We start from the raw sequence: 19,836 nt of genomic DNA on the forward strand, positions 1-19,836 counted from the left end.
AGGATTTGTGCCTGGCATAGCGCCGCGGTACACCGCTCCCAGGATTTAGCGCTGGCCATGCCACCCGGCCAGCAGCCCCGGCAGTTCGGTCAGGCTGCGAATTTCCGCGTCCGGTACATGGTCGGCATTCCAGGGCTTGCCTGCCGGGTTGAACCACACCGCGCGCAGGCCGGCCTGTTGGGCGCCGGCGATGTCGTCACCCGGGTGATCGCCAACGTGCACGGCGGTCTGTGCCGTGGCGCCGCCGCGCTGCAGGGCTTCGTGGAACAACCGGGCGTCAGGCTTGGCGATGCCGATGTCTTCGGCGCACAAGGCGAACTTGAAGTAGTCCGCCAGCCCCAGGCGTCGCACGTCGGCGTTGCCATTGGTGACCACGCCAAGGGCGAAATGATTGGCGAGGATTTCCAGGGTGGGCTGCACCTCGGGAAAAACCTCCAGCTGATGACGGGCGTGCAGGAACGTCTCGAAGGCCTGGTCCGCCAGTTCAGAGGCTTGCCACTGGTCGTAGCCGGCTTCCTGCAAGGCACGGAACAGCACCCGCCGGCGCAACGCACTGATGCGATGCTTGAGGTTGGGTTCTTCGCGCAACACTTGCTCGCGAATCGAAAAAAGCTGCTCCACCGGCAGCCCGCCCAGGTTCGGTGCGTTGTCGGTCAGCCATTGGCGGAGTATGGCTTCGGCGCTGGCGATCACCGGGGCGGTGTCCCACAGGGTGTCGTCCAGGTCGAAAGTGATGAGTTCGATGGTCATGATTCGTCGCCCTTGATGCGTTTGGCCCTGGGGTGGGCACTGTCATAGACCGTCGCCAGGTGCTGGAAGTCCAGGTGGGTGTAGATCTGTGTCGTCTTGATGTCCGAGTGGCCCAGCAGCTCTTGAACGGCGCGCAGGTCCTGGGAGGATTCCAGCAGATGGCTGGCGAAGGAGTGCCTGAGCATGTGTGGGTGCAGGTTCTGCCCCAACTCGCGTTCGCCGGCGGCCTTGACCCGCAACTGAATCGCCCGCGGGCCGAGGCGCCGACCGCGTTGGCTGACGAATACCGCGTCATCGGCGGGGTTGGCCAGGGCCCGCAGGGGCAACCACAGTTCCAAGGCTTCACGGGCCTTGCGGCCGACGGGCAGCAGGCGGGTCTTGCTGCCCTTGCCGAGCACCTGGACCATGCCGTCGGCCAGGTCCAGTTGATCCAGGTTAAGCCCCGTCAGCTCTGAAAGCCGCAGGCCGGACGAATAGAACAGCTCGAGAATGGCCTGGTCGCGGCGGGCCAGGAAGTCATCTTCGACGGCGCCTTCAAGCAATTGCAGGGCGCGGTCGGTGTCGAGGGTCTTCGGCAGCCGGCGTTCGCCCTTGGGCGGTGCCAGGCCGGTGGCCGGATCGTGATCGCACAGGCCTTCGCGATTGAGGTAGTGATACAGGCCACGCACCGCCGACAACAGTCGCGCCAGGCTGCGGGAGGACTGTCCCTGTTGATGCAGGCGGGCGATCAGGCTGCGCAAGCGCTGTATGTCCAGGGCCGACCAACTGCCGATGTTCTGCTTCTGGCACCAGCCCAGCACTTTTTCCAGGTCGCGACGATAGGCCAACAACGTGTGGGGCGACACCTGACGCTCACTGCGCAGGTGTTCGCAGTAGGCGTCCAGTTGCCGCTCCATTATCAGCGTACCGAGCGCAGCGAACCGGCGACTCTTGGCAGCACCCGGCCGGTGACTTCGGCGATGTAGCTCAAGAACAGCGTGCCCACCGAACTCTTGTAGTGCTGCGGATCGCGGCTGGCGATGGCCAGTACGCCGTGCACGCCCTGGTGGGCGATGGCGACGACGGCGGTGGAGCCGATCTGCTTGCGCTGTTCTTCGCCGAACAGGAAGTCCAACTCATGTTCGCGCAGGCTGCCGCTGACGCTTTTGTTTTCCGTGAGCAGGCCGCCGATGGCCGTCTGCGCTTCGGCGTGGGTCACCCAGCGGCCCACCGGCATGGCGTTGTCGCCAAACAGGATCAGGCTGACAAAGGGCACCTGGAAATCCTGGCGCAGGCTGTCTTCGACGCTCATGACCAGGTCTTCGAGGGTGCTGGCGTCCATCAGGGCCAGGATCAGCCGACGGGTCTTGTCAAAGAGCCGGTCGTTGTCCCGGGCCACGTCCATCAAGTGCGAAAGACGATGGCGCATTTCGATGTTGCGCTCGCGCAGGATCTTCATCTGGTGCTCCACCAGCGACACGGTGTCGCCGCGCCGGTGGGGGATGCGCATCGTCGCAAGCAGTTCTTCATGCTCGACGAAGAAGTCCGGATGAGCCTCCAGGTAAGCGGTCACGGCCGCGACGTCTGGAAGGCTGGGCGATTCGTCGGGCTGTGGGGCTGGAACCTGTGGCTGATCGGTCATGGGTTTGGCTCACTCAAAGACGAACTTGTCCTTCGTATACGCGCACTGCCGGGCCGGTCATCATCACCGGTTGGCCAGGGCCTGCCCATTCGATGGACAGGCGCCCGCCGGGCAGGTCGATCAACAATGGCGAATCCATCCACCCCTGGCTGATCGCAGCGACGGCAGCGGCACAGGCGCCGGTACCGCAGGCCTGGGTTTCCCCGGCACCGCGTTCCCAGACGCGCAATTGTGCGCGGTGACGGTCGATGACTTGCAGGAAACCGACATTCACCCGCGCGGGGAAGCGCGGATGGTGTTCGATTTTCGGCCCCAGCTCATGCACCGGGGCGCTGTTGATATCGGCCACTCGCAGCACGGCATGGGGGTTGCCCATGGAGACCGCCGCCAGTTCCACCGTATTGTCATCGACTTCCAATGGATAGCTCAGGGCCTGGGCCGGCGCTTCGAATGGAATGTCCGCCGGTACCAGGCGCGGAGCGCCCATGTTGACGCCGATCTGGCCGTCGCTGCGCACATCCAGTTCGATGATGCCGCTCTTGGTCTCGACGCGGATCTGCCGCTTGGCGGTCAGGCGCTTGTCCAGCACGAAGCGGGCGAAGCAGCGCGCGCCGTTGCCGCATTGCTCCACTTCCGAACCGTCGGCGTTGAAGATCCGATAACGGAAATCCACGTCCGGGTTGTTGGGCGCCTCGACGATCAGCAACTGGTCGAAACCGATACCGGTGTGCCGGTCTCCCCATTGCTTGGCATGCTTGGGCAGGATATGCGCGTGCTGGCTGACCAGGTCGAGGACCATGAAGTCATTGCCCAGGCCGTGCATCTTGGTAAAACGCAGCAGCATGGTTTTACTCCGGCAGCAGGCTTTCGCCGGCAAACAACTCGGCTACCGTCTCGCGGCGACGCACTTCGAATGCCTGATCACCGTCCACCAGCACCTCGGCGCAACGGCCGCGGGTGTTGTAGTTGGAACTCATGACAAACCCGTAGGCACCGGCCGAATGCACGGCCAGCAAGTCGCCTTCTTCCAGCGCCAGCTCCCGGCCCTTGGCCAGGAAGTCACCGGTTTCGCAGATCGGCCCGACGATGTCGTAGGGGCGGGCCGCGGTGTCGCGAGGGCGCACGGCGGTGACGTCCATCCACGCCTGGTACAGCGCCGGGCGGATCAGGTCGTTCATCGCCGCATCGACGATGGCGAAATCCTTGTGCTCGGTGTGCTTGAGGTATTCGACCTGGGTCAGCAGCACGCCGGCATTGGCCACGATATAGCGGCCGGGCTCGAACATCAGCGCCAGGTCACGGCCTTCGAGGCGCTCGCGCACTGTCTTGATGTAGTCGGCTACCAGGGGGGGCTCTTCATCGCGATAGCGCACGCCGACACCGCCACCCAGGTCGATGTGGCGCAGGTAGATGCCGCAGTCGCCGAGGCGGTCGACCAGCGCCAGCAGGCGGTCGAGGGCATCGATGAACGGTTCGAGGGTGGTCAGTTGCGAGCCGATGTGGCAATCGACACCCAGCACTTCCAGGTTTGGCAGTTGGGCGGCGCGTACGTACACGTCCTCGGCGTCGGCAATGGCGATGCCGAACTTGTTTTCCTTGAGGCCGGTGGAAATGTACGGGTGGGTGCCCGCGTCGACGTCCGGGTTCACGCGCAGGGAAACCGGCGCGCGAACGCCCAGCTCGGCGGCGACGACCTGCAGGCGCTCCAGCTCATCGGTGGATTCGATGTTGAAGCAGTGCACGCCGACTTCCAGGGCGCGGCGCATGTCTTCGCGGGTCTTGCCGACGCCGGAGAACACGATCTTGTCGGCGCTGCCGCCGGCGGCCAGCACACGCTCGAGCTCGCCACCGGAGACGATATCGAAACCGGCACCCAGGCGCGCCAGGACATTGAGCACGCCCAGGTTGGAGTTGGCCTTGACGGCGAAACACACCAGGTGCGGCATGCCGTCGAGCGCATCGGCGAACGTCCGGTACTGGGCTTCGATGTGGGCCCGGGAATAGACATAGGTCGGCGTGCCGAAACGTTCGGCGATCGCGGACAGGGCAATCCCTTCCGCGAACAGCTCCCCGCCACGGTAGTTAAAAGCGTCCATGGCGTTCCCTTAGTAGGTGGTGTGGGTGTCGTGCGCGTGGGTCTTGGATTGCGACGACTTGGCCTGTTCTTCAGGGGACTTGCTGTCATCAGGCAGGTACAGCGGACCTTTTTGACCACAGGCAGTCACGAGGCAGGCAACCGCGACGAGCGCAGCAAGGGAAGAGATCAGGCGCTTCATGGCGAAATCCTTGAAAATGCATTAATTGCGCCGGAGTATACCGGCCACCCGTCAGCTTGCCTATGCAACGGGGCGCCCGTCCGGCGGCACTGTTGTCGTTGATCGGTATATCCTTTGCAATCGCCGGGCGGCGTCCGTATCTTGCGGCGCTTGAGCATGAGCAGACATTTTCGAGGTTGCCGCAAATGAGTTTGACTGAAGCCCGTTTCCACGATCTGGTCGATGCGACCCAGCAAACGCTGGAGGATGTGTTCGATGACAGTGGCCTGGACATCGACCTGGAAATCTCCGCCGGTGTACTCACCGTCAAGTTCGAAAACGGCAGCCAACTGATCTTCAGTCGCCAGGAGCCGTTGCGGCAGTTGTGGCTGGCGGCGGTCTCCGGCGGCTTTCATTTCGACTACGACGAGGAAAGCGAGCGCTGGATGTGTGACAAGAGCGAAGAGCAACTGGGTGAGATGCTCGAGCGCATCGTCAAGCAGCAGGCGGGCGTGGAACTCGAGTTCGAAGGCCTGTGACGGCGTGAGCCAGACCGCCCCGCCACGGCCCCCCAAGCCGCTCTACAGCAACGTCAGCCCCGCCGTGCCGTCGCCGTGCACCAGCGTGTGCAAGCTGGATGAACAGAAGGTCTGCCTCGGCTGTTTCCGCCATGTGGAAGATATCCGCGAATGGCGCTCGGCCGATGATGAGCGCCGGCGGGTCATCTGTGCCGAGGCGCTCAAGCGCAAATCTCTGAGGTAACCATTGGCCTTGGAAGATTTTGTGGTGAGGGAGCTCACATTCGTTTGTTCGTGAGCGCCCCATTGGTACGGCTAGACCCCGCCCGTCTTGTTTATTTATTGAGCTGTGATAGTGTCCGGTTACGCCTCAATTCGTCGAGGCCCGTGAAAACCCCGCCTTTTTGTGGCGGGGTTTTGCTTTTTTTGTGCAGAAGAAAGGAGTCTGCCTGGATCATGACCGCACCTTCCATCACCCTTACCCGCCTGGACGTACAGCGTCTGGAACGCCTGATCGACAGTCTTGATGAAACGCTGCCAGGCGTGATTGCGTTGCAAACCGAACTGGATCGCGCCGAGAACGTGGTGGGCCACGAAGAAGTGCCTGCCGATGTCGTGACCATGAACTCGCGTGTGCACTGCCGCGAAGAAAGCAGCGGCAAGGACTATCACCTGACGTTGGTTTATCCACAGGACGCCAATGCCGACGAAGGCCGGATCTCGATCCTGGCACCGGTGGGCAGTGCCTTGCTGGGCCTGAAGGTCGGCCAGCACATCGACTGGCCGGCCCCGGGCGGCAAGACGTTGAAGCTGACCTTGCTGGACGTCGAATACCAGCCCGAAGCCGGCGGCGATTTCCACCTCTGAGTGCCCGGGGGCTTCAGACCAGGGCCAGCGCCTCGTTCAGGGCGCGTTCCAGGTCGGCCTTGTAGCGCAGGTACAAATTGGTTGAGCAGGCCCCGTCGCCCACCAGCCCCGAGAGATCCAGGTCGGTGATGTAGCAGCGATAGCGCTGGGCTTCGCGGCGCTGTTCGACGATCTCCCTGGCGACCACGCGGAACAGTTGGTCGCCATGTTCCAGTTCGGAAAACTCCTGCTGATCGCAGTACAGGGTGACGTGCACCTGCCCGTGCGCCGCTTTGCCGATGATCGCCTGCACGTCATAGAACGGCTTGTCGACCGGTGTCTGTGGGGCTTGCCGCGCTTCGATCCGGCGCGCCCGGCCACCTGAAGGCAGCAACTGGTAGTACAGGGTTTCCAGGGTCAGCGGCTGGGCGGCGTCCAGCGGCAGCAGGGCGTCGCGACGGTACAGCACCGATTGCAGAAAGCGCTGCAGCGGCACCAGCAGGCTTTGCTCGTCGTGATAGGGCACGTGTTGTTGCCACAGCGCGTTGAATTCATCGAGCACGTACAGATCGGCTTCGTCCTCGCTGGTCCGGTAGAACACCTGGATGCACTCGGGCTGGCCCATGGGCAGGATCAGCGCCAGGTCGTGGTCTTCCAGGGCCATCGGGTCCAGGTGCAAGGGGCTGTAAGCCGTCTGTTCCTCGCCCAGGTAATCCATCAGCGCCGACAAGCTGCCCAGGGCCACGTGATTGACCTGGCCGGGCACCAGTTCCAGCACGTGGTAATGCTGCTGGACCTGAAGCAGGTAGCGGTGATTGAGCCTGCTCAACAGCAGGGTCTGCGCCGTTTCGATCACTTCCTCGACGCGTCGCGCAATGAATTGGGCGCGGTTGTGGCAGAAGCAGCGCACCTGCAAGCGCGGTTGGCGCTGGGTGACGGGCAGGTCGTTGAGATAGTCGCGCAGGCAGTCGAGCAGGGCGTGTTCGCCGTCGAAACGGTTGACCAGCACTTCATTCCAACTGTTGAGCGTGATCTGGTCGAGGGTCAGCACCAGGTTTTCCCGGACCCCGGCATAGCTCAGGGAGTCGGTACGCTCGGTGGTCATCAGGATATTCAGGTCGCGATGGTGCTTGAGCGGGTCGACGCCGACGTTCACCAGGATCAGCACTTCGCTGGGCACGCTGGCGCGCAGCAACTGCGCTTCGTCCACCGTGACCAGGGGCAGGGCGATGGACTGTTGCAGGCTGCCCAGCAGGTTGAACAGTTCGAATTCGCTCAGGTCGCTGTCACCTGGGTGCAGCGCCAGGCGCGTGCTGCTGTCGATCACGCCGTTGCGATGACACCAGGTCAACAGCTCCAACAACTCGCGGCAACGCTTGATCGGCGCGAAGTTCTCCCACTCCAGGGCGTTGAGGCTGCCGTTGTACAGGCCCCATTGGTTCTGCCCCGGTTCCTTCTTGTTGGGTGACTGGACCAGCGTCAGGGTGTCTTCGGCCAGGTCCGGCGCGATACCGGGGTTGATGAACTCGACCTTGTCGGCCTTGCGCTCGAAGGCGGCATACAAGCGCCGGCCAAGCACGTTGAGATCGCGCTTGTTGATCAGGCTGACGGTTTTCTCGGTGCGGGCGAACTGGGTCAGGAAGCGGTAGCTGTGGGTGAGTTCGTTGACCAGTGCGCGCCGCTCGTGGCTGACCTGGCGGACTTTCCACTGGCTGCGGCTGTCCAGCAATGCCAGTTGACGCTGGTCCCAGCCCCATTCCCGGGCCAGTCGCTCGAGCAGTACTCGTTGCCAGCCACTGCTGCGCGCCTGGCCGGTGAGTTTGCGATTGACCTTCAGGTACAGCGCGCGGCGGATCAACTCCAGGCGTTCGGGTTCGCCACGGGCATTGAGGTATTCCTCGATGCGCCGGTAAACCAGCATGTACGGGTCCAGCTCTTCCAGGTCCAGGCGATTGGCGAATACGGCCTGTTTGAAGCGCAGGCTCAGGCAGCGCACGTTCGGGTGTTCGCTGGCATAGACCTCGGTCAGCAACAGCTTGAGTACGGACTTGTAGGGCGATTCGATACCCTTGAACAGCTGCCAGAGCCCGGCGCCGACGAATTCGCCTGGCGGAATGTAGGCCAGGTGTCCCAGGTCCAGGGTTTCATCCGCGCGAATGAAGCGCTTGGACATCAGCGTATGGGTGTACTGCTCGTAGTTCTCTTCTTCATAGACCGGCACCAGCCACCAGATCGGCGTGCGCCCGGCCAGCCAGATCGCGGTGCGGTAAAACTCGTCCAGTAGCAGGTAATGCTGGGTGGTGCCGCAATCGTCGGAACTGAGCTGGTTGTCCCGCTCGCCCCGCACGAAACGCTCCGGGTCGATCAGGAAAAAGTGGGCTTCGGCGCCCTGGGTCGCGGCCCAGGTCTCCAGCAGCTGGCATTTCTTGCGCAGCTCGGCCAGTTCATCGTCGCTCAGGTCCGGTCCGTGGCACACCCACACGTCCATGTCGCTCTGGTCGGCCTGGGCCAGGGTGCCGAGGCTGCCCATCAGGAACAGGCCAAGGATCGGCCGCGGCGGGTTGCTGCCGTGCCGGGGTTTGTAGGAAAACGAACGGGTCAGCCGTTGGGCTTCGGCAAGGACGTTGGCGTCAGGCTCGTAGTTCGACAGCCCGGCGGGCGTGCTGCCGGAGACGTAGCCGGGCAGCAGCGGATGGTTGACGTGGAAAAACAGTGGCAGCAGCGTCAGTACGCCTTGCTGGCGGGGCGACAGGCCTTCGACGGCGCGCTCCAGCCGCACGGTGTTGAGCTTGAGAAAACGTGCGCGCAACTGGCTCAGGACCTTGCGGTCGATTCCCTCGTCCAGATCGGGGCGGATTTCATGGTTGCGGGTCATGTCTGCTCAAACCGGCTCGCGGCGTCGAACGTGGGGTGATGGCAGGTTAGCGCCCGATCTTGGGAATACTTAAGCTGAAAACAGGATTTTTAATGCCGGTTCTTTATGCCGGGCGACAGTGCGCCTGCGGAAATCCCGTAGAGGAGATTTCCGTGGGCGGCAGGAGGATCAGGCGGCTTCTTGTTGAACGCTGAGTATCGTCAGGACGGTTTGGACATTTTGGGCGGCATCCCGTCCCAGGCTGGTCAGGTAACCACCGTCGGGCTGGGTGATCAGGTCTTTCTCGTACAAGCGTTGGGCAGCGGCAATCGCTTTAGGGGCAGCGGTCTGATGAATTTTCAGGCCTTCCTGGGAACTGTCCAGGTTGAAGAGTGCAAGGATTTCCAGTTCGGCAACCAACTCAGGGGTAAGCGACATAAGGACTCCAGACTTTCTAGGAATTTGGACGACAGCGTCACTAAGGTGAGCGTAGTCGGCCGAGCTGTCCAGTGTCAGGGGCATGCTTTTTTTGTTCCGGGTGACCAGAGGAGCCATTTGTTGTGGCGAGGGAGCTTGCTCCCGCTGGGCCGCGAAGCGGTCCCAAAAGCGGTACGACTGCCGCGCAGCCGAGCGGGAGCAAGCTCCCTCGCCACGGAGTTCATTTCTTTTCCGGCGGCAACTCGGGGAGGGCGCGCAGCGCCGCTTCGTACCATTGGGTGTCGAACGGGCGGTCTTCTTCGAGAATGGCGTCGATCTCATACGCCAGTACATGAGCCATGAGGTTGAGGATTTCTTCGCGCTCGTAACCGACCAGGGTCAGCTTGTTGAACGTGGCCTTGGCCGCTGGCGGGTTGTCGCTTTCGATCTGGTTTTCGATGGCTTCGATCAGCGTGTTCTCGACGAACTCTTCTTCGTCGCTGTCGATATCGGTTGGCTCGCTCATGGCAGGCTCCTGTAGGAAAGGCCGCCAGTTTACCTGCATTCAGCGGCGTGATGCGCCTGGCAAGAACTCCCTCGACGGTCTATAACGCAAGGCTGCCAACCCCGCACGGCCTGGAGGCTTTGTAATGCTCAAGCTTTATGGTTTCTCTGTCAGTAATTATTACAACATGGTCAAGCTGGCATTGTTGGAGAAGGGCGTGCCCTTCGAAGAGGTTCCGTTCTTTGGCAACCAGACCCCGGAAGCGTTGGCCATCAGCCCGCGCGGCAAGGTGCCGGTGCTGAAGACCGAGCAGGGTTTTATCAACGAGACCAGCGTCATCCTCGAATACATCGAACAAACCCAACCGGGTAAAGCCCTGCTGCCGACCGAACCGTTCGAGCGCGCCCAGGTGTTGGCCTTGTGCCGGGAAATCGAGCTGTACATCGAGCTGCCGGGGCGGGCCTGCTACAGCGAGGCGTTTTTCGGCATGACGGTGGCCGATGCCATCAAGGAAAAGTCCAAGTCCGAATTGTTGCTGGGGTTCGCCTCGCTCGGCCGGCACGGCAAATTCTCGCCCTATGTGGCGGGCGACAGCCTGAGCATTGCCGACCTGTATTTCTACTACAGCCTTTCGCTGGCCTTGCAAGTAGGCAGGAAGGTCTTCGATATCGATTGGCTGGCGGACATGCCGGCGGCCAAGGCATTGATGGAGCGCTTGGAGCAGAACCCGAACGTGCAGCGGATCGCTGCGGACAGGGAGACGGAGATGCCGGCGTTTTTGGCGATGGTTGCCGCCAAAAAGTGAGCTTTTCGATGATTTAAAGTCAGCTATCGCGAGCAAGCTCGCTCCCACATTTGAATCTCTGAATGTTCACAAGAGTTGTGTGCACGGGAGATCTATTGTGGGAGCGAGCTTGCTCGCGAAGCTTTTAGCGGCTGGCGAGCAACGCCTGGCCGCGCACAACCGCTGCCTTGACCTGCGCCGGCGCGGTGCCGCCGATGTGGTCACGGGCATTGACCGAACCTTCGAGGGTCAACACGGCAAACACGTCCTGCTCGATCTGGTCGCTGAACTGGCGCAGTTCGTCCAGGCTCATTTCCGCCAGGTCCTTGCCGGTGTCCACGCCGTATTTCACGGCATGGCCGACAATCTCATGGCAATCGCGGAATGGCAGGCCACGGCGCACCAGGTAGTCGGCCAGGTCGGTGGCGGTGGAGAAGCCGCGCAGGGCCGCTTCGCGCATCACCGCGTGCTTGGGCTTGATGGCCGGGATCATGTCGGCGAAGGCCCGCAGCGAGTCGCGCAAGGTGTCGGCGGCGTCGAACAGCGGCTCCTTGTCTTCCTGGTTGTCCTTGTTGTAGGCCAGCGGCTGGCCTTTCATCAGGGTCAACAGGCCCATCAAGGCGCCGAACACCCGGCCGCTCTTGCCGCGCACCAGTTCCGGCACGTCGGGGTTTTTCTTTTGCGGCATGATCGAGCTGCCGGTGCAGAAACGGTCGGGCAAATCGATGAATTGGAACTGCGCGCTGGTCCACAGCACCAGCTCTTCGGAGAAGCGCGACAGGTGCATCATCGCGATGCTCGCGGCGGCGCAGAATTCGATGGCGAAATCGCGGTCCGAGACGTTATCCAGCGAGTTGCCGCCCACGGCGTCGAAGCCCAGCAACTGCGCGGTGTATTCACGATCGATCGGGTACGTGGTGCCGGCCAGCGCAGCGCTGCCCAGGGGCATGCGGTTGGTGCGCTTGCGGCAGTCCACCAGGCGCTCGTAGTCGCGGCTGAGCATTTCGAACCAGGCCAGCATGTGATGCCCAAACGTTACAGGTTGAGCGGTTTGCAGGTGCGTGAAGCCCGGCATGATGCTCTCGGCCTCGCGCTCGGCCTGTTCCAGCAGGCCTTTTTGCAGGCGCGTGATTTCGCCCAGGATCAGGTCGATTTCATCCCGCAGCCACAGGCGGATGTCGGTGGCGACCTGGTCGTTGCGGCTGCGGCCGGTGTGCAGCTTCTTGCCGGTCACGCCAATGCGGTCGGTCAGGCGTGCTTCGATGTTCATGTGCACGTCTTCAAGGTCGACGCGCCAGTCGAACTGGCCGGCCTCGATTTCCGTCTCGATGGTCTTCAGGCCATCGATGATGCTGTCGCGCTCGGCATCGGTCAGCACGCCGACCTTGGCCAGCATGGTGGCGTGGGCGATCGAACCCATGATGTCGTGGCGATACAGGCGCTGGTCAAAGTTGACGGAGGCGGTGAAGCGGGCGACGAAGGCGTCGACGGGTTCACTGAAGCGGCCGCCCCAGGACTGATTGGTCTTGTCAGTGCTCATGAATTCGCTCGTGATCGGCTGTGGAAAAAGTAGCGGTTAAAGGCTGCGGCGGATGATAGCAGGGTTGCCCGGACTGGCGCTGGCACTGGTCGGCAGGTTTTTTCGATCGAGACCCGGGATCCAACCGGGTTTCGCACAACGATATTTTTCAATTGAGCAATATCGTCGTGGCAACCGTCTACAGTGGACGGTAGGACTTTTGCTTTTTCCATCCATGGCGCACCGGACACATAGAAAAAGGGGGAGCTCATATTGGTCAGATCGACAGTTAATAATCCCTACGGCAACGCCGTGCGACAACGGGCCTCAGGCATCGGTCGGCAAGCGCTGGTAAAGATAGGCACCCGCCTCGCGGCACTTTTTGGCCCTCGAACGAGTCTTAGCGTGGATCGCGGTGACGGATGTCACTTCCCCTGTCTACGCTATCCTTGTGCGAGACTCACGCAGGAATCCAGCGCAATATGAATGTCCTGATCGTTGATGACGAACCACTGGCCCGCGAGCGCCTGAGCCGAATGGTTGGCGAGCTCGAGGGTTACAGTGTCCTGGAGCCGAGCGCCACCAATGGCGACGAGGCATTGGCCCTTATTGACAGCCACAAGCCGGATATCGTGCTGCTCGACATTCGCATGCCGGGCCTGGACGGCCTGCAGGTGGCGGCGAAGTTGTGCGAACGAGAGTCGCCGCCCGCCGTGGTGTTCTGTACCACCCGGGACGACTTTCCACCCGAGGTGTTGCAGGCCGGTGCCGTGGGCTACCTGGTCAAGCCGGTGACGTCCGAGGCGTTGCTCGAAGCCTTGCGCAAGGCCGAGCGACCCAACCGCGTGCAACTGGCGGCGCTGACCCGTCCGGCCGCCGAAAGCGGCAGTGGCCCACGCAGCCACATCAGTGCCCGCACCCGCAAAGGCATCGAGCTGATCCCCTTGAACCAGGTGGTCTATTTCATTGCCGACCATAAATACGTGACCTTGCGCCATGAGAGTGGCGAGGTGTTGCTGGACGAACCCCTCAAGGCCCTTGAAGACGAGTTCGGCGAACGCTTCGTTCGCATCCACCGCAACGCCCTCGTGGCCCGCGAGCGCATCGAGCGTTTGCAACGCACCCCCCTTGGGCATTTCCAGCTGTTCCTCAAAGGCCTCAATGGCGACGCGCTGATTGTCAGCCGGCGGCACGTGGCCGGCGTGCGCAAGATGATGCAGCAGCTTTAAACCAGGCGGTCCAAGGCGTTCAATGCGTTTCATTCCCAGGATCTGGCGGCCAGGGAGGCCTTGGGGTCGTGATTCAAATCAAAGCGATTTTGACTGAGCTGTTATTATCTGCCGTATCTTTTAAGTACGGATTGATTCATGTCCCCTCGCGAGATCCGCATCGCCACCCGTAAAAGTGCCTTGGCCCTCTGGCAGGCCGAATACGTCAAAGCCCGCCTGGAAGCGGCCCATCCCGGCCTGATCGTGACCCTGGTGCCCATGGTCAGTCGTGGTGACAAGCTGCTGGACTCGCCGCTGTCGAAAATCGGCGGCAAGGGCCTGTTCGTCAAAGAGCTGGAAACCGCGCTGCTGGACAACGAAGCCGACATCGCCGTGCATTCGATGAAAGACGTGCCCATGGACTTTCCCGAAGGCCTGGGCCTGTTTTGCATCTGCGAGCGGGAAGACCCGCGCGACGCGTTCGTCTCCAACGCCTTTGCCAGCCTTGAGGCGCTGCCTGCCGGGAGCGTGGTCGGCACGTCCAGCCTGCGTCGCCAGGCCCAATTGCTGACGCGTCGTCCGGACCTGCAAATCCGTTTCCTGCGCGGCAATGTCAACACGCGCCTGGCCAAGCTCGATGCCGGTGAGTACGACGCCATCATCCTCGCCGCCGCCGGCCTGATCCGCCTGGGCTTCGAAGACCGCATCACCTCGGCCATCAGCGTCGACGACAGCCTGCCGGCCGGTGGGCAAGGGGCGGTGGGTATCGAGTGCCGCAGCGCCGACAGCGACATCCACGCCCTGCTAGCGCCGCTGCACCATGCAGACACCGCCACGCGGGTATTCGCCGAACGCGCGCTGAACAAACACCTCAATGGCGGCTGCCAAGTACCGATTGCCTGTTACGCCGTGCTGGAAGGCGAACAGGTCTGGTTGCGCGGCCTGGTGGGGGAACCCAACGGGGGCCGCCTGCTCAGCGCCGAAGCCCGGGCACCGCGCCAGGATGCCGAGGCGTTGGGCGTGCGGGTGGCTGAAGACTTGTTGAGCCAGGGCGCCGCCGACATTCTCAAGGCAGTCTACGGCGAGGCCGGCCACGCGTGACGGGTTGGCGGCTGTTGCTCACCCGGCCGGCGGACGAGTCGTCGGCGCTGGCGGCTGTCCTGGCCGAAGCGGGGGTCTACAGCAGCAGCTTGCCGTTACTGGATATCGAGCCGGTCCCGCTGTCCGATGCCGGGCGGGCGATATTCCAGGCACTGGATCAATACGCTGCCGTGATCGTGGTCAGCAAGCCGGCCGCACGCCTGTGCGTCGAGCTGCTGCGCCAATACTGGCCCCAGCCTCCGGACCAACCCTGGTTCAGCGTGGGTGCGGCCACCGGACAGATCCTTGCCGATGCCGGTCTCACGGTGTTTTATCCCGATAACGGCGACGACAGCGAAGCCTTGCTGGAACACTTGGTCTTGCGCCAGGCTGTTTCGCGGCCCGACCCCAAGGTCTTGATCGTGCGGGGTGAAGGCGGGCGCGGCTTGCTGGCAGAGCGTTTGCGCGAGCAAGGTGCTAGTGTCGATTATCTGGAATTGTACCGCCGCCACTTGCCCATTTACGGTCAAGGGGCGTTGCCGGCGATAGTCGAAGCGGAACGCTTGAACGCACTGGTGGTCAGCAGTGGGCAGGGCCTGGAGCATCTGCAGCGGCTGGCCGGCGATGCGTGGCCGGCCCTGGCGCGGTTACCGTTGTTTGTTCCAAGCCCAAGGGTTGCCGAGATGGCGCGTGCCGCCGGGGCCCGAACAGTTGTGGATTGCCGTGGCGCCAATGCCGCGGCTTTGCTGGCGGCGTTACGGGAACACTCCGTGCCGTTTTCTAATGCAAAGGATGGATACGTGAGCGAAACAGCCTTGCCAAAAGAAGATCTAGACCAGCCAGCGATCGATGCGCCGGTTGAACCCCCGCCCCCTGTCGCGCCGCGCCGCGGCAACGGGCTGGCCATCGTTGCCTTGCTGCTCGGTGCCGCCGGTGTCGCCGTGGGCGGTTGGGGCGTGTGGCAGGTGCGTCACCTGCAAGCCAATAACCAGCAGCAGTCCGCCCAGGTCCAGGCGCTGAACGACCAGGCCCAGACCCTCAAGCTCAACGAGCAACGCCTGAGCGAGCGCCTGGCGCAATTGCCCCCGGCCGAAGAGCTGGAGGAGCGACGCCGCCAGGTGGCCCAGCTGCAAGGCGATCAGCAGCACCTGAACCAGCGCCTGGAAACCGTGCTGGGTGCCAGCCGCAAGGATTGGCGCCTGGCGGAGGCCGAGCACCTGTTGCGCCTGGCCAGCCTGCGTCTTTCCGCCCTGCAAGACATCGACAGTGCCCAGGCGCTGGTCCAGGGCGCTGACGAAATCCTGCGCGAACAGAACGACCCCGGTTCGTTCGCCGCCCGCGAGCAGCTGGCCAAGACCCTCGCTGCGCTGCGCAGCACCGAACAACCGGATCGTACCGGGCTGTTCCTGCAACTGGGCGCCTTGCGTGACCAGGTGCTGCAACTGACCGAACTGGCACCCGAGTACAAGGATCGTGGAGAGTCGCTGCTGGGCCTGACCGCCGACGGCGATGGGGCCAGCCGGTGGGCGCAGTGGTGGGACCAGATCTCGCGCTATATCCGCATCGACTTCAACGCCGACGAGAACGTCCGTCCGCTGCTGGCCGGACAAAGCCTGGTGCAAGTGCGCCTGGCCTTGAGCCTGGCGCTGGAGCAGGCGCAATGGGCCGCCCTCAATGGTCAGGCGCCGGTATACACCCAGGCGCTGACCGAGGCCCGGGATGTGTTGAAGAACAACTTCAACCAGGACAATCCGCAAAGCAAAATCATGCTCGAACGCGTGGGTGAGCTGTCCAGGCAACCGGTGACGGTGGTCACCCCGGACCTCACGGGCACACTGAGCAGCGTTCAGGCCTACCTTGAGCGTCGCAACCTCAATGCCCAGGAGTCGGTCAAGCCGCTGCCCGCGCCAGGCGCGCAGGAGGCCACGCCATGAAGCGTCTCTACGTGATTCTGTTCGTGGTCATCGCTGCCGCAGCCTTGCTGGGCGTAGCGATTGCCGAGCATTCGGGTTACGTGCTGGTGGCGTACAAGAACTTCCGTTATGAAGCTGGCCTGTGGGTCACCCTGGCCCTGGTGGCGGTGCTCTGGCTGGTGTGGCGAGGCCTGAGGGCGCTGATCGGGTTGGTGACCACGTCCAGCGGCGTGGTCAACCCGTGGTCGCGGCGCAACCGCAGCCGTCGGGTGCAGGTGGCGATCGAACACGGCCAGTTGGACCTGGCCGAAGGTCGCTGGGCCAGTGCCCAGCGCCATCTGCATCGTGCCGCCGAAGCCGAGCGCCAGCCGCTGCTGTATTACCTGGGGGCCGCTCGCGCGGCCAACGAACAAGGGCTTTACGAGCAAAGCGACAGTTTGCTGGAGCGCGCCCTGGAGCGTCAGCCCCAGGCGGAACTGGCCATTGCCCTGACGCACGCGCAATTGCAAATGGATCGAGGTGACACGGATGGCGCATTGAGCACACTGCAGGCCATGCATGAGCGTCACCCCCATAACGCCCAGGTCCTGCGCCAATTGCAACGGCTGCATCAGCAGCGCGGCGATTGGTCGGCGGTGATCCGGCTGTTGCCGGAGCTGCGCAAGGATAAAGTCCTGCCGCCGGCGGAGCTGGCTGAACTGGAGCGGCGTGCCTGGGGCGAAAACCTGACCCTGGCGGCCCACCGCGAGGAGGACGGCAGCGTCGGTTTGCAATCGCTCAATCGCGCCTGGCAACAACTGACCTCCGCACAGCGCCAGGAGCCGGCGCTGGTGCTGGCCTATGCCGAGCAATTGCGCCAGTTGGGCGCCCAGGTCGAAGCCGAAGAGGTGCTGCGCGGCGCGCTCAAGCGTCACTATGACAGCCATCTGGCGCGCCTGTACGGGCTGGTTCGCGGCAATGATCCGAGCCGCCAGTTGCAAGCGGCCGAAGGCTGGCTCAAGGACCATCCGGCCGATCCGAGCCTGCTGCTGACCCTGGGGCGTTTATGCCTGCAGAACAGCTTGTGGGGCAAGGCGCGGGATTATCTGGAAAGCAGTTTGCGCGCCCAGCGCAATCCCGAAGCCTGCGCCGAACTGGCGCGACTGCTGGCGCAACTGGGGGATGCCGAGCGCAGCAACCAGTTGTTCCAGGAGGGGTTGGGGCTGTTGGATGAGCGTCTGCTGGCCGCGCCGCTGCCGGTTCCGGCCCAGGTTTTGTCGACTTGAGATGAGTCATTGCGGCGCTCCCGCGTGGGTGGGAGCAAAGCTTGCTCGCGAAACAGGCACCTCGGTTTCTGAAAGACCGCGTCGTCTTTAATCGCGGGCAAGCCTTGCTCCCACCGGTGACACCCGTTTGTTTTTGGGGCTTTGGTCATACCTTCAGCAAAGTCCTACAGCTGACCGCGCCGAATCCTCTTCTACCTGTCGGGAATTCCTTACACCCCTGGTGAAGTGTCTGCGCGGGGCTGCCTTGAAAGGCCCGAGGGCTTTCCTCTACCGTAACTGCTTGTCTCTTCTGTTACGGAATCGCCATGTCTTTGGCCAGCTCACGCTTCTCGTTTCTCATGGCTTCCATCGCCGCCGCCCTGGCTTTGGGCATCAGCACTTATCTGGAGTATTCGGCCGGCCTGACGCCTTGCAGTCTGTGTGTCTTGCAGCGGTTGTGCCTGATGCTGTTCCTGGCGAACAGCCTCGTAGCGTGCGTACACGGTCCAGGCCAACGAGGCAGTCTCTTCTATGGCGCCGCAGGGTTGGCTTTTGCGACCGGGGGCCTGACCCTGGCGTGGCGTCAGGTCCTGATGCAAAGCCGCTCGTTCGAGCCGTTATCCGATTGCGCCATACAGCTCAACTCGACAAGGTCGTGGTGGTGTGCGTTGCATCGTGTCCTCGACGGCGCTGTCGACTGCGCGAATATCACGTGGACGTTGTTCGACCTGAGCATCCCCGAGTGGAGCCTGTTGTTTTTTCTTGCCGTGTCCAGCGCCATGACCTACCTGCTGCTGCGCCTTGCCTGGAGTGCTCTGGTACGACCGCTCAGCGGCGAGACGTCGCAGTTGGTCCGGGCCCTGGATTAAACACTTGTATGAACTTTATCTCCTGCGTACCTTGAAGCCGCTGTCGTGCGGGCATAATCTGGCCCGCACGTGTTATTGGAATTGTGCCGCTCGATCATGTTGTGTCTGGCTTGTCCCTGGTCATCAGGCGTGCACAGGCTGCGAGGGGGCATGACTCACAAGGGAAGAAATCACCATGCTCGAAAGTTGTCAGAATGCTCAGGAACGCTGGGGTGGAGTGCATCTGCTGATCGATCGCTGGCTGCAGGAGCGTCATGAACTGGTTCGGGCCTACGATGATCTCGGCGCCAAGCCTGAAGCCCTGAGCGAAAGCCGCAAACCCTTGCAGGATTTCTGCGGTGTGCTGGTCGACTATGTGTCTGCCGGTCATTTCGAGATATACGAACAACTGACGGGCGAGGCCAAGGCCTTCAACGACAAGCGCGGCCTTGAACTGGCCGAGACGATCTACCCGCGCATCGATGTCATCACCGAGAAGCTGCTGGCGTTCAACGACCTGTGCGATGAAGGCAAGTGCGTAGCGGAAAAATTCAAGGAGCTGGGCGGCTTGCTGCACGAGCGTTTCGAATTGGAAGACTGCCTGATCGAAGTGCTGCACAACGCTCACAAGGAAGACGCCGCGGTCCAGGCCTGAGGGTTCTCGGTCATGAAAAAACGGTGCGCATCGCGCACCGTTTTTCGTTGGGCCGGCTTCAGGTCGTCGCGCCCAGCAACTCGATTTCAAACACCAATGGGGTGTAGGGCGGGATCACATCCCCGGCCCCTTCAGCGCCATAGGCCAGGGACGACGGAATCACCAGGCGCCATTTCGCGCCGACCGGCATTTGCGGCAATGCACTGCGCCAACCGTCGATCACACTGTCAAGATTGAACCACTGTGCCTGGCGGTTTGAATCGAATACGGTGCCGTCTGGCAATCGACCGGTATACATCACCTGGACCTTGCCGTGAGGGCCGGCTTTCGCGCCGTGGCCCGGCTTGATTTCGGTCAGCAGGATGCCGTCAGCCAGTTGCTGGACCCCGGGCCGGTTTTTTTCTTCGGTGAGAAATTTCTGCTCGGTTTTCAATGCGGCTTCGGCCTGCGGCGTTGTCGATGACGCGTTCAGTTGCGCCTGGTGCTCGGCCAGGATCTGTTCGATGCGTTCATCTTTCAGGGCCAGCGGTTTGCCCAGGTAGGCCTGTTGCAAACCTTCGACCAAGGCTTTGATCTGCAAGTCCGGCACGTCCTGGCGCAGGCGTTCGCCGAGGCTGGCGCCCAGGCTGTAAGCCAGATCGTGGGCATCGTTTGCGCTGGTTTTTTCAACGGCCTGGACCGTGGCGCAAGCCATGCACAGGAATAAAAACAGGTGACGCGACATGTGTGCTCTCCGGCCTCGAATCGAGGAATTATGCCAGTGCCGATATCTGTAGAGGTGGATTGCCAAGGCGCTGGCGCAGAAGATTTTTCGTCCCT

General features: G+C 62.5%; 21 protein-coding genes and 1 pseudogene. 11 read left to right on the plus strand and 11 right to left on the minus strand.

The features are described 5' to 3' along the window. Window positions 1-45 precede the first annotated feature (45 nt). Genes BM321_RS15115 through BM321_RS15140 form a run of 6 tightly spaced genes read right to left on the minus strand, consistent with a single transcriptional unit; the run spans window position 46 to window position 4,647 of the window. A complete protein-coding gene (locus BM321_RS15115) occupies window positions 46-750 on the minus strand; it encodes an HAD family hydrolase (protein WP_092443006.1) in 705 nt (234 codons plus the stop codon). Beyond that, complete coding sequence (gene xerC / locus BM321_RS15120) at window positions 747-1,646, minus strand: tyrosine recombinase XerC (protein WP_060740088.1); 900 nt, start codon at window positions 1,644-1,646, stop codon at window positions 747-749. Before xerC ends, BM321_RS15115 begins: the two co-directional genes overlap by 4 nt. Window positions 1,647-1,648: 2 nt before the next feature. Continuing rightward, window positions 1,649-2,371, minus strand: coding sequence for a DUF484 family protein (locus tag BM321_RS15125; protein ID WP_092332810.1), 723 nt, complete (start codon window positions 2,369-2,371; stop codon window positions 1,649-1,651). Between the two features lie 13 nt (window positions 2,372-2,384). Continuing rightward, on the minus strand, window positions 2,385-3,215 hold the full coding sequence (gene dapF / locus BM321_RS15130; protein WP_092443007.1) for a diaminopimelate epimerase: 831 nt from the start codon (window positions 3,213-3,215) through the stop codon (window positions 2,385-2,387). 4 nt (window positions 3,216-3,219) lie between these two features. Next, window positions 3,220-4,467, minus strand: a complete 1,248-nt coding sequence (gene lysA, locus BM321_RS15135; protein WP_092332808.1) for a diaminopimelate decarboxylase — start codon at window positions 4,465-4,467, stop codon at window positions 3,220-3,222. A gap of 9 nt (window positions 4,468-4,476) precedes the next feature. Continuing rightward, complete coding sequence (locus tag BM321_RS15140; protein ID WP_092443008.1) at window positions 4,477-4,647, minus strand: LPS translocon maturation chaperone LptM; 171 nt, start codon at window positions 4,645-4,647, stop codon at window positions 4,477-4,479. Between the two features lie 185 nt (window positions 4,648-4,832). Here BM321_RS15140 and cyaY point away from each other — a divergent pair, with 185 nt between their 5' ends. The 3 genes from cyaY (at window position 4,833) to rnk (ending at window position 6,011) form a co-directional block, all read left to right on the plus strand. After that, entirely contained in the window at window positions 4,833-5,165 is a 333-nt protein-coding gene (gene cyaY, locus BM321_RS15145) for an iron donor protein CyaY (protein WP_092443009.1), read from the plus strand. A gap of 4 nt (window positions 5,166-5,169) precedes the next feature. Beyond that, window positions 5,170-5,388, plus strand: coding sequence for a DUF1289 domain-containing protein (locus BM321_RS15150; protein WP_092443010.1), 219 nt, complete (start codon window positions 5,170-5,172; stop codon window positions 5,386-5,388). A 212-nt stretch (window positions 5,389-5,600) separates the two neighbouring features. Continuing rightward, window positions 5,601-6,011, plus strand: a complete 411-nt coding sequence (gene rnk / locus BM321_RS15155; RefSeq protein WP_060740094.1) for a nucleoside diphosphate kinase regulator — start codon at window positions 5,601-5,603, stop codon at window positions 6,009-6,011. 13 nt (window positions 6,012-6,024) lie between these two features. Here the strand turns inward: rnk and BM321_RS15160 are convergent, their stop codons facing one another. The 3 genes from BM321_RS15160 to BM321_RS15170 all read right to left on the minus strand — a co-directional run bounded on the left by BM321_RS15160 (window position 6,025) and on the right by BM321_RS15170 (window position 9,787). Beyond that, entirely contained in the window at window positions 6,025-8,865 is a 2,841-nt protein-coding gene (locus tag BM321_RS15160; RefSeq protein WP_092443011.1) for a class I adenylate cyclase, read from the minus strand. A gap of 168 nt (window positions 8,866-9,033) precedes the next feature. After that, window positions 9,034-9,282, minus strand: a complete 249-nt coding sequence (locus tag BM321_RS15165; protein ID WP_060740096.1) for a TIGR02647 family protein — start codon at window positions 9,280-9,282, stop codon at window positions 9,034-9,036. A 220-nt stretch (window positions 9,283-9,502) separates the two neighbouring features. Then, complete coding sequence (locus tag BM321_RS15170) at window positions 9,503-9,787, minus strand: hypothetical protein (protein ID WP_072406022.1); 285 nt, start codon at window positions 9,785-9,787, stop codon at window positions 9,503-9,505. A 124-nt stretch (window positions 9,788-9,911) separates the two neighbouring features. Between BM321_RS15170 and BM321_RS15175 the strand changes: the two genes are divergently transcribed. Next, window positions 9,912-10,571, plus strand: a complete 660-nt coding sequence (locus BM321_RS15175) for a glutathione S-transferase family protein (protein ID WP_092443012.1) — start codon at window positions 9,912-9,914, stop codon at window positions 10,569-10,571. A gap of 124 nt (window positions 10,572-10,695) precedes the next feature. On the opposite strand, the gene argH is transcribed toward BM321_RS15175, so the two are convergent. After that, window positions 10,696-12,090: an argininosuccinate lyase gene (gene argH, locus BM321_RS15180; RefSeq protein WP_060740099.1), complete on the minus strand. Its 1,395-nt coding sequence runs from the start codon at window positions 12,088-12,090 to the stop codon at window positions 10,696-10,698. Window positions 12,091-12,551: 461 nt separating this feature from the next. Between argH and BM321_RS15185 the strand changes: the two genes are divergently transcribed. From BM321_RS15185 to rsd, 7 genes and pseudogenes are all read left to right on the plus strand, one after another. Next, complete coding sequence (locus BM321_RS15185) at window positions 12,552-13,298, plus strand: LytR/AlgR family response regulator transcription factor (RefSeq protein ID WP_092174826.1); 747 nt, start codon at window positions 12,552-12,554, stop codon at window positions 13,296-13,298. 138 nt (window positions 13,299-13,436) lie between these two features. Further along, entirely contained in the window at window positions 13,437-14,378 is a 942-nt protein-coding gene (gene hemC, locus BM321_RS15190; RefSeq protein ID WP_092443013.1) for a hydroxymethylbilane synthase, read from the plus strand. Next, window positions 14,375-15,121 (plus strand): annotated as a pseudogene (locus BM321_RS30925) (uroporphyrinogen-III synthase); the annotation flags it as partial. The gene hemC and the pseudogene BM321_RS30925, both read left to right, overlap by 4 nt. Window positions 15,122-15,157: 36 nt before the next feature. Further along, window positions 15,158-16,291: a uroporphyrinogen-III C-methyltransferase gene (locus BM321_RS30930; RefSeq protein WP_256326577.1), complete on the plus strand. Its 1,134-nt coding sequence runs from the start codon at window positions 15,158-15,160 to the stop codon at window positions 16,289-16,291. Next, window positions 16,288-17,535: a heme biosynthesis protein HemY gene (locus BM321_RS15200; RefSeq protein WP_092334335.1), complete on the plus strand. Its 1,248-nt coding sequence runs from the start codon at window positions 16,288-16,290 to the stop codon at window positions 17,533-17,535. The genes BM321_RS30930 and BM321_RS15200 overlap by 4 nt, the downstream gene beginning before the upstream one ends. 305 nt (window positions 17,536-17,840) lie before the next feature. After that, window positions 17,841-18,383: a disulfide bond formation protein B gene (locus BM321_RS15205; RefSeq protein WP_092443015.1), complete on the plus strand. Its 543-nt coding sequence runs from the start codon at window positions 17,841-17,843 to the stop codon at window positions 18,381-18,383. Between the two features lie 175 nt (window positions 18,384-18,558). Then, on the plus strand, window positions 18,559-19,017 hold the full coding sequence (gene rsd / locus BM321_RS15210) for a sigma D regulator (protein ID WP_092334339.1): 459 nt from the start codon (window positions 18,559-18,561) through the stop codon (window positions 19,015-19,017). Between the two features lie 58 nt (window positions 19,018-19,075). Here rsd and BM321_RS15215 read toward each other — a convergent pair whose 3' ends face one another. Next, window positions 19,076-19,741, minus strand: a complete 666-nt coding sequence (locus BM321_RS15215; protein WP_092443016.1) for an FKBP-type peptidyl-prolyl cis-trans isomerase — start codon at window positions 19,739-19,741, stop codon at window positions 19,076-19,078. Between the last annotated feature and the right edge of the window lie 95 nt (window positions 19,742-19,836).

Source organism: Pseudomonas sp. NFIX10 (assembly GCF_900111955.1).
GTDB lineage: Bacteria > Pseudomonadota > Gammaproteobacteria > Pseudomonadales > Pseudomonadaceae > Aquipseudomonas > Aquipseudomonas fluorescens_AA.

Excerpts from the sequence above, each read along its gene's own strand:
- BM321_RS15115 (WP_092443006.1), bottom strand. The coding sequence starts at position 750 with ATGACCATCGAACTCATCACTTTCGACCTGGACGACACCCTGTGGGAC.
- xerC (WP_060740088.1), bottom strand. The coding sequence starts at position 1,646 with ATGGAGCGGCAACTGGACGCCTACTGCGAACACCTGCGCAGTGAGCGT.
- BM321_RS15125 (WP_092332810.1), bottom strand. The coding sequence starts at position 2,371 with ATGACCGATCAGCCACAGGTTCCAGCCCCACAGCCCGACGAATCGCCC.
- dapF (WP_092443007.1), bottom strand. The coding sequence starts at position 3,215 with ATGCTGCTGCGTTTTACCAAGATGCACGGCCTGGGCAATGACTTCATG.
- lysA (WP_092332808.1), bottom strand. The coding sequence starts at position 4,467 with ATGGACGCTTTTAACTACCGTGGCGGGGAGCTGTTCGCGGAAGGGATT.
- BM321_RS15140 (WP_092443008.1), bottom strand. The coding sequence starts at position 4,647 with ATGAAGCGCCTGATCTCTTCCCTTGCTGCGCTCGTCGCGGTTGCCTGC.
- cyaY (WP_092443009.1), top strand. The coding sequence starts at position 4,833 with ATGAGTTTGACTGAAGCCCGTTTCCACGATCTGGTCGATGCGACCCAG.
- rnk (WP_060740094.1), top strand. The coding sequence starts at position 5,601 with ATGACCGCACCTTCCATCACCCTTACCCGCCTGGACGTACAGCGTCTG.
- BM321_RS15160 (WP_092443011.1), bottom strand. The coding sequence starts at position 8,865 with ATGACCCGCAACCATGAAATCCGCCCCGATCTGGACGAGGGAATCGAC.
- BM321_RS15165 (WP_060740096.1), bottom strand. The coding sequence starts at position 9,282 with ATGTCGCTTACCCCTGAGTTGGTTGCCGAACTGGAAATCCTTGCACTC.
- BM321_RS15170 (WP_072406022.1), bottom strand. The coding sequence starts at position 9,787 with ATGAGCGAGCCAACCGATATCGACAGCGACGAAGAAGAGTTCGTCGAG.
- BM321_RS15175 (WP_092443012.1), top strand. The coding sequence starts at position 9,912 with ATGCTCAAGCTTTATGGTTTCTCTGTCAGTAATTATTACAACATGGTC.
- argH (WP_060740099.1), bottom strand. The coding sequence starts at position 12,090 with ATGAGCACTGACAAGACCAATCAGTCCTGGGGCGGCCGCTTCAGTGAA.
- BM321_RS15185 (WP_092174826.1), top strand. The coding sequence starts at position 12,552 with ATGAATGTCCTGATCGTTGATGACGAACCACTGGCCCGCGAGCGCCTG.
- hemC (WP_092443013.1), top strand. The coding sequence starts at position 13,437 with ATGTCCCCTCGCGAGATCCGCATCGCCACCCGTAAAAGTGCCTTGGCC.
- BM321_RS15200 (WP_092334335.1), top strand. The coding sequence starts at position 16,288 with ATGAAGCGTCTCTACGTGATTCTGTTCGTGGTCATCGCTGCCGCAGCC.
- BM321_RS15205 (WP_092443015.1), top strand. The coding sequence starts at position 17,841 with ATGTCTTTGGCCAGCTCACGCTTCTCGTTTCTCATGGCTTCCATCGCC.
- rsd (WP_092334339.1), top strand. The coding sequence starts at position 18,559 with ATGCTCGAAAGTTGTCAGAATGCTCAGGAACGCTGGGGTGGAGTGCAT.
- BM321_RS15215 (WP_092443016.1), bottom strand. The coding sequence starts at position 19,741 with ATGTCGCGTCACCTGTTTTTATTCCTGTGCATGGCTTGCGCCACGGTC.